The following is a 15,321-nucleotide window of genomic DNA, read 5'->3' as shown; positions in this document are numbered from 1 at the left end:
GGATAAGCCTGTGTTAGTTTCCAGCAACGTTACCATGCAGTTCGGCAGTAAGCCGCTGTTCGAAAACATTTCCGTCAAATTTGGCGGCGGCAACCGTTACGGCCTGATCGGCGCCAACGGTAGCGGAAAGTCCACTTTTATGAAAATCCTCGGCGGCGACCTGGAGCCGACGCTGGGCAATGTTTCCCTCGATCCGAATGAGCGGATCGGTAAGCTGCGTCAGGACCAGTTCGCTTTTGAAGCATTCACCGTACTTGATACTGTCATTATGGGGCATGGCGAACTGTGGGAAGTCAAGCAGGAGCGCGACCGTATCTATGCCTTGCCGGAAATGAGCGAAGAAGACGGCTATAAAGTCGCCGATCTGGAAGTAAAATACGGCGAGATAGACGGTTATTCCGCTGAGGCGCGCGCGGGCGAACTGCTGTTGGGGGTGGGCATCCCGCTGGAGCAGCATTACGGTCTGATGAGTGAAGTCGCGCCAGGCTGGAAATTGCGTGTGCTGCTGGCGCAGGCGTTATTCTCTAATCCGGACATCCTGTTGCTCGACGAACCGACCAACAACCTGGATATTGATACTATCCGTTGGCTGGAGCAGGTGCTGAACGAGCGCGATAGCACGATGATCATCATTTCGCACGACCGTCACTTCCTGAACATGGTTTGTACGCATATGGCGGATCTGGATTACGGCGACTTGCGCGTCTATCCGGGTAACTATGATGAGTATATGACGGCGGCGACCCAGGCGCGTGAACGTCTGTTGGCCGATAATGCGAAGAAAAAAGCGCAAATTGCCGAGCTGCAATCTTTTGTTAGCCGTTTTAGCGCCAATGCCTCTAAATCGCGTCAGGCAACGTCGCGCGCGCGGCAGATTGATAAAATCAAGCTGGAAGAGGTGAAAGCCTCCAGCCGTCAGAACCCGTTCATCCGTTTTGAGCAGGATAAAAAACTGTTCCGTAACGCTCTGGAAGTGGAGGCGCTGACGAAAGGTTTTGATAACGGTCCGCTGTTTAAAAATGTCAATTTGCTGCTCGAAGTCGGCGAGAAGCTGGCGGTACTCGGCACCAATGGCGTGGGTAAATCTACGCTGCTGAAGACGCTGGTTGGCGATCTGGACGCCGATCATGGCACCGTTAAATGGTCGGAAAACGCGCGTATTGGTTACTACGCGCAGGACCACGAATATGAATTCGAAAATGACCTGACGGTGTTTGAATGGATGAGTCAGTGGAAGCAGGAAGGCGACGACGAGCAGGCAGTGCGCAGTATTCTGGGCCGCCTACTATTTAGCCAGGATGATATCAAAAAGCCTGCGAAAGTCCTTTCCGGTGGCGAGAAGGGCCGTATGCTTTTCGGCAAACTGATGATGCAAAAGCCGAATATCCTGATTATGGACGAACCGACTAACCACCTGGATATGGAGTCGATCGAATCGCTGAATATGGCGCTGGAGCTGTATCAGGGCACGCTGATCTTTGTTTCGCACGACCGTGAGTTCGTCAGCTCGCTGGCAACCCGCGTCATTGAAATTACGCCGGAGCGCGTGGTGGACTTCAGCGGCAACTACGACGATTATTTGCGTAGTAAAGGGATTGAAAGCTAAACACTGACGCCCGGTGGCGTTGTGCTTACCGGGCCTACGTATCCTGGCGCGTAGGTCCGGTAAGACGGGTGCGCCCAGACAAAGGGCGCACCGCAGTTAAGCGGGCAGGGCTGTACGACCATCAAACGTCCATACCTAATGCCCGTTTACCGTGAATATTCAGATCGCGCAGCGTGAAGCGCCCTTCCCAGGTGGTTTCATAGTCCTCGCGCGGGAAATCGCCCGGTGATGCGCCTGTCTCCAGCGCCGCTTTCACCTTACGCGCATAGGCCAGATTTTTCTCACACATTGGCGCGGCAGGAATGTACATCACATTGCCCCAGCCCTGCTGATTTTCTACGGGGGCGACGGAGTGGATGACATCGCAATGCCACCACACGGAATCCCCGGCTTCCAGTGGCGGAATGCTGGTTAACGCCGCCATCAGTAAAGGATGCCACTGTTCAGAAATCGGCAGCACCCGGCCCGGCGCGACGCCGCATAATTCATCTTCCGGGACATCATCCAGCAGCGGGCGCAACAGAATATACGCCATCGCCTCCGGGATAGGGACGACATGAAGCAACCCCTGACCGGGCAGCATATCGGAGAGCGCGGTCCAGCCCTGGAAGGTGCGAAATACCGAGCATTTTGTGGTGTTATCCACCGTATACTCTTCAACTTCGGTACGGTGTGCCGCATTCCACGGATCGTACTGTTCGATGTTGCCGTTAAACACACTGGCGAATACCTGCTGATAGGCTGGCAGCAGCCAGCGTTCCAGCGCGCCGGAGTCGGTATGCGCTCCCAGTCCTTTGGATGTGGTGCCCGGCGGGCGGCGACGGATGCGATCCGGATAAATGATGCTGATATCCGGATTAAACCATCGCTTGCCGTCGTGCTCTACCTGCCACAGACGGTTGAGGAACGACTGCGCCAGCGCCATCTCTTCACTTTGGCGGGCCTGCATTTGCGCCTGCGACCAGTAGACAGGATAGATTTCAGGCCGGGAGGCGCTCAGCGTACCGAAAAAATTATCCCCCGGTCCTTTATACACCTCGTCAAAATGGTTCTTGTCCAGATAGTCGAGCATCGACTGGTCCCACGCCAGCGCCTGTTCGCGTGGAAAATGACCTTTAATCACCGCGCACCCGCGGCGCTTAACCTCGGCGCGGGTGGCATCGCTAATGTTGCCCATCGCCAGTTCGCTAAAAGGGATAATTGGCCATACCGGCTGTCCCTGCGCCTTCAGATCGTTAATTTCCGCCACCCGGGCTGCTATGGTGGCGCTCAAACGGTCGAACACCGCCTGTACGTCGCCGATTTGCGCGCGTAGCGCCTGCTTCATCTGACGAATGGCCGCTTTTGGGTCGGCGGGCAGCGTTTCGTGGGTAAAAGGAGTCGTCATATCAACCTCATCGTCTTTCGTTCGAAAGTAAAATTAGTTACATGTGATACTTTAAGTTAAAATAAGGTTAATGCAAGTTTAAAATATTGCAGGGGAACACAAAGAGGGAAGCGAGAGGAAAACGTAAGGTGGCCAGGACGCCTTAATGTCTTATGCGGCTATTCCTTTCGTTCAGCCACTTTTCATTCGAAATAAATTTGTGGTTCTGCTCACATTGTTATTAAAATGTTTCTGGTCGCAGTTACAGCCAGGAGCTTAAGTATGACCGTTAACGTTGTCGTTACCGATATGGACGGCACTTTTCTCGACGATGCCAAGCAGTACGATCGTGTACGCTTCATGGCGCAATACCAGGAACTGAAAAAACGTAATATCGAATTTGTGGTCGCTAGCGGTAATCAGTACTACCAGTTGATCTCCTTCTTCCCCGAGCTGAAAGACGAAATTTCCTTCGTCGCAGAAAATGGCGCGCTGGTGTATGAACATGGCAAACAGTTGTTTCACGGGGAGCTAACCCGGCATGAATCGCGTATTGTGATTGGCGAACTGCTGAAGGATAAGCAGCTTAATTTTGTCGCCTGCGGTCTGAAAAGCGCTTATGTCAGCAAAAACGCTCCCGAGACTTTCGTGGCGCTGATGGCCAAACATTATCACCGCCTGCAGCCGGTAAACGATTATCACGACATTGACGATATCCTGTTTAAGTTCTCCCTGAATTTGCCTGATGAACAAATTCCGCTGGTTATCGACAAACTGCACGTATCTCTGGATGGCATCATGAAGCCCGTCACCAGCGGCTTCGGTTTTATCGACCTGATTATCCCGGGACTGCATAAAGCGAATGGCATCAGTCGTCTGTTAAAGCGCTGGAACAGGTCGCCACAGAATGTCGTCGCCATTGGCGACAGCGGTAATGATGCGGAAATGTTGAAAATGGCGCATTACTCTTTTGCCATGGGCAATGCTGCAGACAATATCAAAGCGCTTTCACGCTATCACACTGATGATAATAACCATCAAGGCGCGCTCAACGTCATTCAGGCCGTGCTTGACGGCACCGATCCCTTCTGATTAACAGGCCTGCGCAGGCCTGTTAAGCGTAGCGCCATCAGGCAATTCGGACATATTGCCGATGGCGCCAGGGCAAATTACAGCATATGTTCGGTACGGGCGATGATATCGTCCTGCGCATCCGGCGACAGCGCGGTGAAGAAGGCGGAGTAGCCTGCCACACGCACGACCAGATCGCGGTACTGGTCCGGATGTTTTTTCGCATCCAGCAGCGTTTCGCGTGACACGATGTTGTACTGAATATGCCAGCCTTTATGCACCTCAAAGAACGTCCGTAGCAGAACCATCAGTTTCTGTTTGTCGGATTCGTTTTCCAGCGTCGTTGGGTTCAGTTTCTGGTTGAGCAGCACGCCGCCGAGAATGGAACCGGTAGGTAATTTGCCTACGGAACCAATCACCGCCGTCGGGCCGAGATGATCCGTACCTGATGCAGGGCTTGCGCCTTCCGCCAGCGGTGTATGCGCTTTGCGACCGTCCGGGGTAGCCATGGTTGCGGCGCCAAATGGCACGTTTGCTGAGATAGAGGACGTACCGGCGTAATAGTTGCCGCCGACAGGGCCACGACCATAGCGCGGGTTATGATATTGCTTCAGCTCATCAATATAGGTCTGATAAGCGCGCGCCAGCAGGGTATCGACACTGTCATCGTCGTTGCCGTACTTCGGCGCGCCGTTAATCAGACGCTGGCGCAACTGCTCATGGGTCAGGCCGTCAAAGTCATCGGCCAGCGCGGCGGCAAGCTGCTGTTGACCGATAACGCCCTGTTCGAAGACCAGTTTTTTCACGGCGGCGAGGCTGTTGCCCAGGTTGGCGATACCGACCTGGAGACCGGATACCCAGTCATATTTCGCGCCGCCTTGCTTGATACTTTTCGCTCGCTCAATACAGTCATCTACCAGCGCTGAGCAGAGAATATCGTGGACATTCTCTTCCAGCATGGTGTCGACCACATACTCAATTTCGATCGATTTGCGCGTGTAGTAGCGAATTTGGGTATCCCAGGCGGCCATCACTTCGTCAAAATTGTTAAAGTTGCCTGCGGAGAGCGCCTTTTCCTGCGGCAGAAATACTTTGCCGCTGGTGGCGTCGCGACCGCCTTCCAGCGCCGCCAGCATGACGCGGGCGAAGTTAATAAAGCTCATGCCGGTGCAGCGATAACCCCATTTCCCGCCGACGGCGGTTTCGATACAGCCGATCGCCGCGTAATCGTAAGCGTCCTGCGGTTCGATCCCCAACTTGATAAATTCCGGGATGACGATTTCATCATTGTTAAACGCCGGCATCCCAAAGCCGCAGCGGATGACCTGGACGCAGGCGTCAAGGAAATCGTTACTCATTCCGGCGTGATAACGCACACTGAGGTTGGGCTGGGTAGAACGCAGACGTCCGCAGGACTCCAGAATGGCGTAAGACAGCGGATTCACTGCGTCCATTGGCTGACCGTTGATGAGATTCTGACCGCCAATGGTGACGTTTTGATACAGCGGGCTGCCCGCGGAAGCTTTAGAGTGCGAACCGGAACGGATCTTGTTTACTTCCAGCAGTTTCAGCCAGCAGCTGTGCAGCAGTTCAATGGCGTGCTCACGATCCAGCGTCTGGTTTAGTTCGACATCGCGACGATAATAGGGGTAAAGATACTGGTCCATACGACCAAATGACACCGAGTGACCGTTAGACTCAATTTGTAGAATCAGTTGAATGAAGTAGCACAATTGCAGTGCTTGCCAGAAGGTCTGCGGCGGTTGGTGGGCGATCACCTCGCAGTTTTCCGCGATGGTAAGTAGCTCTTTACGACGGCTTTCACGGGACTCTTCGCCTGCCATCTGGCGCGCCAGCGCGGCAAAGCGCGTGATGTGCTGGCTTACCGCGTCCAGCACTATATCAATCGCCTTCAGGAACTGCTCGCCATGCAGATCTTCCAGCACGGTCAGGTTGATGCGTGAGCGGCGCTCGGCGACTTTATCGCGCAGGCCATCAAGCCCTTTTTCCAGCAGCAGCGGGAAGTTCACCGCCAGGTGCGCGTCACCGGAAGTCATATTGCCTTCGGCTTTGATAATGCCAGTCGCCAGAAGCCCTTTTTGTTCATCGGTAAACATGCCGTAGCAGCGATCCTGGACGGTTTGACCGCGCCACCACGGACAGATGTCGTGCAGAATACGTTTGTTTTCTTCACTTACGGAAAAACCTGCGCCGGGCCGGTCCGCCAGGTCGTCGATCTCTTTTTCAATCCACGAGACGGTATATTCCGGGAAAATCGGCGCGGCGCGGACTTCACTTGCCTGGTTGCCGACGATCAGTTCATCGTGTTTTATCCAGATAGTGCGTTCCGCCAGGTGATGGGCCAGCGCCAGCGCGCGGCGTACCGGAATCGGTTTATCCAGATGCTGCTGGTACATTTCGGTATAATGCTGTGCGCGTTCGGTACAGACCGGCGGTTTCACGATATGTACCAGCGCGGTTTTGTGCGCCTTAATGCGGTCGCTGAGCGTGTCCAGTTTCAGTTGGGTCATGATAATTATCCTCGTAGGGTCGCGGTTAAACCTTTTTGGCAGGCGTACTTCTGGGCAAAATCAAGTAACGCCGGCGCATCCAGTGGTTTATCCGGGGCATGATAGGGCTGACTGAGTAAGTGGTATTTATTGATGCCCAGCGTGTGGTAGGGCAGAAAATGAATTTCCCCGACGTGCAGTTCGTCGGCGGCAAAGTCGGTAATGGCTTTAATGGCCTCCTCATCGGCATTAAATCCCTGAATCAGCGGGACGCGAATCACCATTTTTTTGCCCGCGGCGGCGAGTTTCCTGAGATTTTCCAGCACCCGCGAGGCGCTGCCATCGGTCCACTGCTTAAACGGCCCGTCGGCGACATGCTTCAAATCAGCCAGAAACAGATCGATATAAGGCAGTGAGGGCGCAATGTATTTCCATGGAACATGCAGACAGGTCTCAACCGCAGTATGAATACCGGCGTCATGGCTGGCTTTAAACAGCTCTGCCGCCAGTTCCGGCTGCATAAACGGTTCGCCGCCGGAAAGCGTAAGACCGCCGCCGCTGCGATCGTAAAAAGGTTTATCGCGCAGTACCGTCGCCATGATCTCATCCACGCTTTTTATTTCGCCGCACACGGTTAACGCCTGTGTGGGGCAGCAATGCGCCAGGATGGAAAAATGGGCGTCGGTCAGTTTCTCGCGATGGATGAGCAGGCCGTTTAGCGCGCGCTCAATGACGTCCGGCGCGGCTTGCGCGCACAGGTCGCATCCTTCGAGACACAGCCGCGCGTCGTATAACAGATCCTGAGCGCGGGCGCGGCTTTCCGGGTTCTGGCACCAGCGACAGCCCAACGAACAGCCTTTGAGAAATACTACGGTACGGATACCGGGGCCATCGTGGGTAGAATAGCGCTGAATATTGAAGATCATAAACGGCCTCTCTTATTTCATATAAAGATTAAATTACTTTCGAATGAAAGTTATCTTGATGTGCGTCAACGAATGGAGAGGTTCTGACAAAGAGGCGTTAAATGAGGTACAACATCACGGTTTGAGGTTGTGGTATGGCGTTTAAGATGATGCCGCGCTGCTTGAGCCGATCGTCAGTCGGAGCTTGGGTAAGCTGGCTTTGCGTCTGATGACAGTAATTATCTGTTGATACAGCACGGCCATAAACCGTGCTTCGGTATGTTTATCTGTAAAGTGACTACTGCCCGCAGACCTCACAGCCGGGGTTGCGCATCAACTTCATTTCGCGGAACTGACAGGTCATCGCATCGTACATGACGATTTTTCCGCTAGCGGGCTGACCGTAATGCGCCAGCAGCTTAATGGCCTCCATTGCCTGTAGCGAACCGATCACGCCAATCAGCGGCGCCATCACCCCTGCCTCTACGCAGGTCAGAGCGTTTTCGCCAAACAGACGGCTCAGGCAGCGGTAACAGGGTTCGTTTTCCTGATATGTAAAGACGGTAACTTGTCCTTCCATACGAATGGCCGCGCCGGAGATTAGCGGCACTTTCGCGGTATAGCACCCGGCGTTAAGTTGATTACGTACGCTAACGTTATCGGTACAGTCCAGTACCAGCGAATGCCCGGCAATCAGGCTGGTCATGGCGTCGTCGTCCAGCCGCGCGTTAACGGGCGTAATGGTAATATGCGGGTTGATTCGCGCCAGCGCGTCGCGGGCGGACTCTACCTTTGGCTGCCCGACCGTGGCGTCGCTGTGCAAGGTTTGACGCTGGAGATTGGAAACGGAAACGGTATCAAAATCGAGTAGCGTCAGTTGCCCGACGCCAGCGCCGGCCAGATACTGCGTTGCCGCGCAGCCGAGTCCGCCCAGCCCGACCACTAATACCCGCGAATCTTTTAACGCTTCCTGCCCTTCAAAATCGAAGCCGCGCAGAATAATTTGTCGGTTATAGCGCAGCATCTCCTGGTCGCTAAGTTCCGCCATTACAGGCCTCCGAACAGAGCATTAAACGGCTCGACTTCCACCCATTCTCCCGGCTCAACATTGCCGCGTTCACGCTCCAGCACAATAAAGCAGTTGCCCAGACTAAACGAGCTGAAAATATGTGAACCCTGGTGCCCGGTGGTCGTGACCTCCAGTTCGCCGTTGGCGCTACGTTGCAGGATGCCGCGCTGGAAATCGAGACGCCCCGGCGTTTTCTTCAGGCGAGATGTTGTGCGTACACGCTGGCGCGGCGGTACAGCGCTTGCCGTGTTGCCGCCAAGCTTCGCCAGTAAAGGCTGAACCAGTTGATAAAAAGTGAGCGCCGCAGAGACTGGATTCCCCGGCAGGCCACAGAACCAGCTATTACTGAGTTTGCCGAAGGCAAACGGTTTGCCTGGCTTGATAGCCAGCTTCCAGAAGGCGATTTCGCCCAACTCCTCAAGGATGGTTTTGGTATAGTCCGCTTCACCAACCGAGACGCCGCCGGAGCTTATCACTACATCGGCCTGGCTGTCGGCGTCGATAAACGCGGCGCGAAGCTTACCGGGATCGTCAGGAATAATGCCTAAATTGATCACTTCGCAGCCAAGCTGTTGCAGCATCAAATGTATAGTTAGACGGTTAGTGTCATAAATTTGTCCCGCCTCTAGCGGCTGGCCCGGAAGCTGGAGCTCGTCGCCGGTCGAGAACAGCGCTACGCGCACTTTACGTACAACCTGCGCATCGGCAATTCCCAGCGACGCCAGCACCGGCAGTTCGGCAGTAGTCAGGCGCGTACCGGCCGGAAAGACCACCGCATCCTGGCGAATATCCTCGCCGCGGCGGCGGATGTTTTGTCCGCAACGAACATCGGCGGTAAAACGCACGCCATCATCGGTTTGTTCCGTCTGCTCTTGCATGACTACCGCCTCGCAACCTGCCGGTACCGGGGCGCCGGTCATAATGCGAATGCAGGTTCCCGCAGGCCACTCTCCCTGGTAAGGCTGACCGGCAAATGCTTTGCCGGCGACGGGCAGCGGCTTATCGGCGGACAAATCCGCCACGCGTACCGCATAACCATCCATAGCTGAATTATCAAAGCCGGGGACATCAAGGGGAGATACGATATCGGTCGCCAGGATGCGGCCAAAGCAGTTCACCAGCGGCAACGTTTCTACGGCGGTGAGCGGGGTAATACGTGAAAGCATCTGGGTCAGCGCCGTTTCAAGCGGCATCAATCCGGCGGAAAATTCCATGAACATACTCCTGCGAGGCAAAATCGAATCCGGCTATTATGTCAGAAAACAGTGGCGGGCAGTATGCTACCTCGGTCTTAGAGACGGCCTTGCGCCTTTACATACCTTACGCATCTTTCTATATTCAAAAATCGAATGAATAACTCACAACAATTCTGATAGTTATAGTAAAAGTTGTGTGCCACCGTTAATGGACCCTAAAAATGAATAAAGCAGTGATTGCGATTCACGGCGGCGCAGGCGCGATTGCTCGCGCGCAAATGAGCCATGAGCAGGAGCTACGCTATATCCAGGCGCTGTCAGAGATTGTCGAAAGCGGGCAAAAGATGCTGGAAGCAGGTGACAGCGCGCTTGATGTAGTGACGGAAGCGGTGCGCCTGCTGGAAGCGTGTCCGCTCTTCAATGCGGGTATCGGCGCGGTCTATACCCGAGACGGAACTCATGAACTGGATGCCTGCGTGATGGACGGCAATACCCTGAAAGCCGGAGCCGTCGCGGGCGTGAGTCATGTTCGCCATCCTGTGCTCGCCGCCAGACTGGTGATGGAGCGCAGCCCGCATGTACTCATGGTGGGGGAAGGGGCGGAAAACTTTGCCTTTTCACAGGGGATGGCGCGCGTTTCGCCGGATATCTTTTCCACCCCGGCGCGTTACGAGCAATTGCTGGCGGCGCGTGCGGCGGGCGAAATGGCGCTCGATCACAGCGGCGCGCCGCTGGACGAAACGAAAAAAATGGGTACAGTCGGCGCGGTGGCGCGGGATAAATTCGGCAATCTGGCGGCGGCAACGTCTACCGGTGGGATGACCAATAAATTGCCCGGGCGCGTCGGCGACAGCCCGCTGGTCGGCGCAGGGTGTTATGCCAACAACGCCAGCGTCGCCGTTTCCTGTACCGGAACGGGAGAGGTCTTTATTCGCACGCTCGCGGCTTACGATATCGCCGCATTGATGGAATATGGCGGACTCAGCCTTGCCGACGCCTGCGAGCGCGTGGTGATGGAAAAATTACCGGCGCTGGGCGGCAGCGGTGGATTAATCGCCGTTGATCACGAAGGTAATGTCGCGTTGCCGTTTAACAGCGAAGGGATGTATCGCGCCTGGGGATATGCCGGGGATACCCCTACCACAGGAATTTACCGGGAATAAGGAGCCGCAGGTGCCGCACAGCGATGAACTGGATAGCCGCGATGTTCTGTCCGTCAGTGGCCTGAATATCGCGTTTCACCACGAAGGGCAACAGATAGACGCCGTGCGTAATGTGTCATTACGCCTGAAGCGTGGAGAGACTCTGGCGATTGTCGGCGAGTCGGGATCGGGAAAATCGGTGACGGCGCTGGCGTTAATGCGGCTGATTGAGCAGTCGGGCGCGAACGTGCGCTGCGGCGAAATGCTGTTGCGTCGGCGTAATCGCCAGGTGATTGAGCTGTCTGAGCAGAGTGACGCGCAGATGCGGCGTGTGCGCGGCGCGGATATCGCCATGATTTTCCAGGAGCCAATGACCTCGCTCAACCCGGTATTTACCGTTGGCGAGCAAATTGCCGAATCTATTCGTTTGCATCAGGGCGCCAGCCACGAAGAGGCGCTGGCGGAAGCGAAACGTATGCTCGATCAGGTACGGATCCCGGAGTCGCAGGCGATTTTATCGCGTTATCCGCATCAGCTTTCCGGCGGGATGCGCCAGCGAGTCATGATCGCGATGGCGCTATCCTGCCGTCCGGCGGTATTGATTGCCGATGAACCCACCACGGCGCTGGATGTCACTATCCAGGCGCAAATTCTGCAACTTATCAAAGTGTTGCAGCAAGAGATGTCGATGGGTGTGATTTTTATCACCCACGACATGGGCGTCGTGGCGGATATTGCCGATCGCGTGCTGGTGATGTATCAGGGCGAGGCCGTGGAAACCGGCAGCGTAGAGCAGATTTTCCATGCGCCGACGCATCCTTATACCCAAACGTTGCTGGCCGCCGTCCCTCAGCTTGGCGCGATGCGCGGCCACTCGCTGCCACGCCGTTTCCCGTTGATTTCCGCTGACGAACCGGCCCTTTATGAATCGCAGATTGAGCAAGACACGGTGGTGGAAGGCGAGCCTATTCTCCAGGTTCGGGGGCTGGTGACGCGATTCCCGCTGCGTAGCGGTCTCTTTAACCGCGTTACGCGTGAAGTTCATGCCGTTGAGAATATCAGTTTCGATCTCTGGCCGGGCGAAACGCTATCGCTGGTGGGCGAGTCCGGTAGCGGAAAATCGACGACCGGACGCGCGCTGCTGCGGTTGGTTGAATCCCGGCAGGGGGAGATTATCTTTAACGGCCAGCGCATTGACACGCTGTCTGCGGGTAAACTCCAGCCGTTGCGCCGCGATATTCAATGTATTTTCCAGGACCCTTACGCCTCGCTCGACCCGCGCCAGACCGTGGGGTATTCCATTATGGAACCTTTACGGATTCATGGCCTGGGGCAGGGGGACGCTGCGGCAAAGCGCGTGGCCTGGTTGCTTGAGCGTGTCGGATTACGTCCTGAACATGCCTGGCGTTATCCGCATGAGTTTTCCGGTGGTCAACGTCAGCGCATCTGCATTGCTCGCGCGCTGGCATTGAATCCTAAAGTGATTATTGCTGATGAGGCGGTCTCCGCGCTGGATGTTTCCGTTCGCGGACAGATCATTAATTTACTGCTCGATTTACAACGGGAAATGGGGATCGCCTACCTGTTTATTTCGCATGATATGGCGGTCGTGGAGCGAATTAGCCATCGCGTAGCGGTGATGTATCTTGGTCAAATTGTTGAGATGGGGCCGCGGCGCGCCGTTTTTGAAAATCCGCAGCATCCTTATACGCGTAAATTGATGGCGGCGGTGCCGGTTGCCGATCCCTCCAGACACCGGCCGCGGCGCGTTCTGCTATCAGATGATATACCCAGCAATATTCATAAACGTGGCGAAGAGACGCCCGCCGTTTCATTACAGTTGGTCGGGCCGGGACATTATGTTGCGCGGCCGCTGCAGGATAATGCGCTCTCGCGCTTATAACATTCAGACAGGCAGGGTTTCAGGAGAACAACATGACGCAATTTATTACGCATAAATGGCTGGCGGCGCTGGGACTGGCCTCATCCATTGCGGCTTTTCCGGCCCTGGCGGCCAAAGATGTGGTGGTGGCGGTAGGGTCTAATTTCACTACGCTCGATCCGTATGACGCCAACGATACGCTCTCGCAGGCGGTGGCGAAGTCATTTTATCAGGGGCTGTTTGGCCTGGATAAAGACATGAAGGTAAAAAACGTCCTGGCGAAAGGCTATACCGTTTCTGATGACGGTCTGACCTACACCATTACCCTACGGCAGGGGGTGAAATTTCAGGACGGCGCGGATTTTGATGCGGCGGCGGTGAAAGCGAATCTCGATCGCGCCAGCAATCCGGATAACCACCTCAAGCGTTATAACCTGTATAAAAATATCGCAAAAACGGAGGTTGTCGACCCGGCAACGGTAAAAATTACCCTGAAACAGCCGTTCTCCGCTTTCATTAATATTCTGGCGCACCCGGCGACGGCGATGATCTCGCCGCAAGCGCTGGAAAAATATGGCAAGGATATTGGTTTTCATCCGGTCGGTACCGGTCCATACCAGCTTGAAACCTGGAATCAGACCGACTTTGTCAAAGTGAAAAAGTTCGCCGGTTACTGGCAGCAGGGCTTACCCAAGCTGGATTCTATTACCTGGCGTCCGGTTACTGACAACAATACCCGCGCGGCGATGCTGCAAACCGGCGAAGCGCAATTTGCTTTTCCTATCCCTTATGAGCAGGCCGCGTTACTGGCGAAAAATAAAAACCTCGAACTGGTCGCCAGCCCGTCCATTATGCAGCGTTACATCAGTATGAATGTGACGCAGAAGCCGTTTGATAATCCTAAAGTGCGTGAGGCGTTGAATTACGCTATCAATCGTCAGGCGCTGGTTAAAGTGGCGTTTGCCGGATACGCCACGCCGGCGACGGGCGTGGTGCCGCCGTCGATAGCCTATGCGCAAAGCTATCAGCCGTGGCCCTATGATCCGGCTAAAGCGCGCGAACTGTTGAAAGAGGCGGGGTATCCAGACGGTTTCAGTACCACGCTGTGGTCATCGCATAACCATAGCACCGCGCAAAAAGTGTTGCAGTTTACCCAACAGCAACTGGCGCAGATTGGCATTAAAGCCCGGATAACCGCGATGGACGCCGGCCAGCGCGCCGCGGAAGTTGAGGGCAAAGGGCAAAAAGAGAGCGGCGTGCGAATGTTCTATACCGGCTGGTCAGCGTCGACGGGCGAAGCTGACTGGGCGTTATCGCCGCTCTTCGCATCACAAAACTGGCCGCCGACGCAGTTTAATACCGCTTTTTACAGCAACAAGCAGGTCGACAGCGATTTGGCGGCGGCCTTAAAGACCAACGATCCGCAGGAGAAAACACGATTGTACAAAGAGGCGCAGGATATTATCTGGAAAGAGTCGCCCTGGATACCGTTGGTGGTGGAGAAATTGGTTTCTGCGCACAGTAAAAATTTGACCGGTTTCTGGATTATGCCGGATACCGGTTTCAGCTTTGACGATGCGGATTTGAAGTAAGTAATGCGATGGGGCTGGATGGCGCGCGCGTTGTCCGCCATCCGGTAAAAGGTTCGTGTGATGCTTAACTATGTTCTCAAGCGCCTGCTGGGATTAATTCCTACGCTGTTGATTGTGGCAGTGCTGGTGTTTTTATTTGTTCATTTGTTGCCCGGCGACCCGGCGCGGCTGATAGCCGGACCGGAAGCCGACGCGCAGGTGATCGCGCTGGTTCGTCAGCAGCTGGGGCTTGATCAGCCGCTTCATGTCCAGTTTTGGCATTACATCACTCATGTTTTACAAGGCGATTTCGGTACGTCAATGGTTTCCCGCCGCCCGGTTTCTGAGGAGATCGCCAGCCGCTTTTTGCCGACGCTGTGGCTGACGATAACCAGTATGATATGGGCGGTTCTGTTTGGCATGGCGATCGGCATCGCCGCCGCCGTGTGGCGTAATCGCTGGCCTGACCGGGTAGGAATGACGCTTGCCGTGACCGGCATTTCTTTCCCGGCTTTTGCGCTGGGAATGTTGTTAATGCAGATTTTTTCCGTGGATCTGGGCTGGCTACCGACCGTGGGGGCGGATAGCTGGCAACATTATATTTTACCCTCCCTGACGCTTGGCGCGGCGGTGGCCTCCGTCATGGCGCGTTTTACGCGCTCCTCGTTTGTCGATGTCCTGAGCGAGGATTACATGAGGACCGCGCGGGCGAAAGGCGTCAGTGAAACGTGGGTGGTGTTAAAACATGGCCTGCGCAATGCGATGATCCCGGTCGTCACCATGATGGGACTGCAATTTGGCTTTTTGCTTGGCGGCTCGATCGTCGTCGAAAAAGTGTTTAACTGGCCGGGGCTTGGGCGATTACTGGTCGACTCCGTCGACATGCGCGACTACCCCGTGATTCAGGCGGAAGTGCTGCTGTTTTCTCTGGAATTTATTCTTATCAACTTAGTGGTGGATGTGCTCTATGCCGCCATTAATCCGGCTATCAGGTATAAGTAAG

11 protein-coding genes are annotated in these 15,321 nt (G+C 55.1%); 6 read left to right on the top strand and 5 right to left on the bottom strand.

Annotated elements, in window-relative coordinates:
* Nucleotides 1-10 precede the first annotated feature (10 nt).
* The gene (locus LCS67_RS14665; protein ID WP_100521880.1) at nucleotides 11-1,606 is read left to right on the top strand and encodes an ABC-F family ATPase; all 1,596 of its coding nucleotides are present in this window, start codon (nucleotides 11-13) and stop codon (nucleotides 1,604-1,606) included.
* A 121-nt stretch (nucleotides 1,607-1,727) separates the two neighbouring features.
* Here LCS67_RS14665 and LCS67_RS14660 read toward each other — a convergent pair whose 3' ends face one another.
* Nucleotides 1,728-2,993, bottom strand: a complete 1,266-nt coding sequence (locus tag LCS67_RS14660) for a DUF1479 domain-containing protein (RefSeq protein ID WP_000210949.1) — start codon at nucleotides 2,991-2,993, stop codon at nucleotides 1,728-1,730.
* Between the two features lie 261 nt (nucleotides 2,994-3,254).
* Here LCS67_RS14660 and LCS67_RS14655 point away from each other — a divergent pair, with 261 nt between their 5' ends.
* Entirely contained in the window at nucleotides 3,255-4,064 is an 810-nt protein-coding gene (locus LCS67_RS14655; RefSeq protein WP_000217910.1) for a Cof-type HAD-IIB family hydrolase, read from the top strand.
* Between the two features lie 77 nt (nucleotides 4,065-4,141).
* Here LCS67_RS14655 and LCS67_RS14650 read toward each other — a convergent pair whose 3' ends face one another.
* From LCS67_RS14650 to moeA, 4 genes are all read right to left on the bottom strand, one after another.
* A complete protein-coding gene (locus LCS67_RS14650) occupies nucleotides 4,142-6,574 on the bottom strand; it encodes a glycyl radical protein (RefSeq protein WP_023137169.1) in 2,433 nt (810 codons plus the stop codon).
* A gap of 5 nt (nucleotides 6,575-6,579) precedes the next feature.
* Complete coding sequence (locus LCS67_RS14645; RefSeq protein ID WP_000576947.1) at nucleotides 6,580-7,479, bottom strand: glycyl-radical enzyme activating protein; 900 nt, start codon at nucleotides 7,477-7,479, stop codon at nucleotides 6,580-6,582.
* Between the two features lie 277 nt (nucleotides 7,480-7,756).
* A complete protein-coding gene (moeB, locus tag LCS67_RS14640; protein WP_000829283.1) occupies nucleotides 7,757-8,506 on the bottom strand; it encodes a molybdopterin-synthase adenylyltransferase MoeB in 750 nt (249 codons plus the stop codon).
* Nucleotides 8,506-9,741 carry a molybdopterin molybdotransferase MoeA gene (gene moeA / locus LCS67_RS14635; RefSeq protein ID WP_000395792.1) on the bottom strand — a complete coding sequence of 412 codons (1,236 nt, stop codon included), beginning with the start codon at nucleotides 9,739-9,741 and terminating at the stop codon, nucleotides 8,506-8,508. The genes moeB and moeA overlap by 1 nt, the downstream gene beginning before the upstream one ends.
* 203 nt (nucleotides 9,742-9,944) lie before the next feature.
* Here moeA and iaaA point away from each other — a divergent pair, with 203 nt between their 5' ends.
* From iaaA to gsiC, 4 genes are read left to right on the top strand one after another with little or no spacing between them, the layout of a single operon-like run.
* Nucleotides 9,945-10,886, top strand: a complete 942-nt coding sequence (gene iaaA / locus LCS67_RS14630; protein WP_001030503.1) for a beta-aspartyl-peptidase — start codon at nucleotides 9,945-9,947, stop codon at nucleotides 10,884-10,886.
* Nucleotides 10,887-10,896: 10 nt separating this feature from the next.
* Nucleotides 10,897-12,768: a glutathione ABC transporter ATP-binding protein GsiA gene (gsiA, locus tag LCS67_RS14625; RefSeq protein ID WP_001120575.1), complete on the top strand. Its 1,872-nt coding sequence runs from the start codon at nucleotides 10,897-10,899 to the stop codon at nucleotides 12,766-12,768.
* A gap of 32 nt (nucleotides 12,769-12,800) precedes the next feature.
* The gene (gene gsiB, locus LCS67_RS14620) at nucleotides 12,801-14,339 is read left to right on the top strand and encodes a glutathione ABC transporter substrate-binding protein GsiB (protein ID WP_000191439.1); all 1,539 of its coding nucleotides are present in this window, start codon (nucleotides 12,801-12,803) and stop codon (nucleotides 14,337-14,339) included.
* A 60-nt stretch (nucleotides 14,340-14,399) separates the two neighbouring features.
* On the top strand, nucleotides 14,400-15,320 hold the full coding sequence (gene gsiC / locus LCS67_RS14615; RefSeq protein WP_000936066.1) for a glutathione ABC transporter permease GsiC: 921 nt from the start codon (nucleotides 14,400-14,402) through the stop codon (nucleotides 15,318-15,320).
* Nucleotide 15,321 lies beyond the last annotated feature (1 nt).

The organism is Salmonella sp. A7 (assembly GCF_020181675.1).
Classification (GTDB): Bacteria; Pseudomonadota; Gammaproteobacteria; order Enterobacterales; family Enterobacteriaceae; genus Salmonella; species Salmonella enterica.
This window is presented reverse-complemented; position numbering and strand designations above follow the sequence as displayed.

Bases quoted from the DNA above. Each gene is read 5' to 3' on its own strand.
- LCS67_RS14660 (WP_000210949.1), bottom strand. From the start codon at position 2,993: ATGACGACTCCTTTTACCCACGAAACGCTGCCCGCCGACCCAAAAGCG.
- LCS67_RS14655 (WP_000217910.1), top strand. From the start codon at position 3,255: ATGACCGTTAACGTTGTCGTTACCGATATGGACGGCACTTTTCTCGAC.
- LCS67_RS14650 (WP_023137169.1), bottom strand. From the start codon at position 6,574: ATGACCCAACTGAAACTGGACACGCTCAGCGACCGCATTAAGGCGCAC.
- LCS67_RS14645 (WP_000576947.1), bottom strand. From the start codon at position 7,479: ATGATCTTCAATATTCAGCGCTATTCTACCCACGATGGCCCCGGTATC.
- moeB (WP_000829283.1), bottom strand. From the start codon at position 8,506: ATGGCGGAACTTAGCGACCAGGAGATGCTGCGCTATAACCGACAAATT.
- moeA (WP_000395792.1), bottom strand. From the start codon at position 9,741: ATGGAATTTTCCGCCGGATTGATGCCGCTTGAAACGGCGCTGACCCAG.
- iaaA (WP_001030503.1), top strand. From the start codon at position 9,945: ATGAATAAAGCAGTGATTGCGATTCACGGCGGCGCAGGCGCGATTGCT.
- gsiB (WP_000191439.1), top strand. From the start codon at position 12,801: ATGACGCAATTTATTACGCATAAATGGCTGGCGGCGCTGGGACTGGCC.
- gsiC (WP_000936066.1), top strand. From the start codon at position 14,400: ATGCTTAACTATGTTCTCAAGCGCCTGCTGGGATTAATTCCTACGCTG.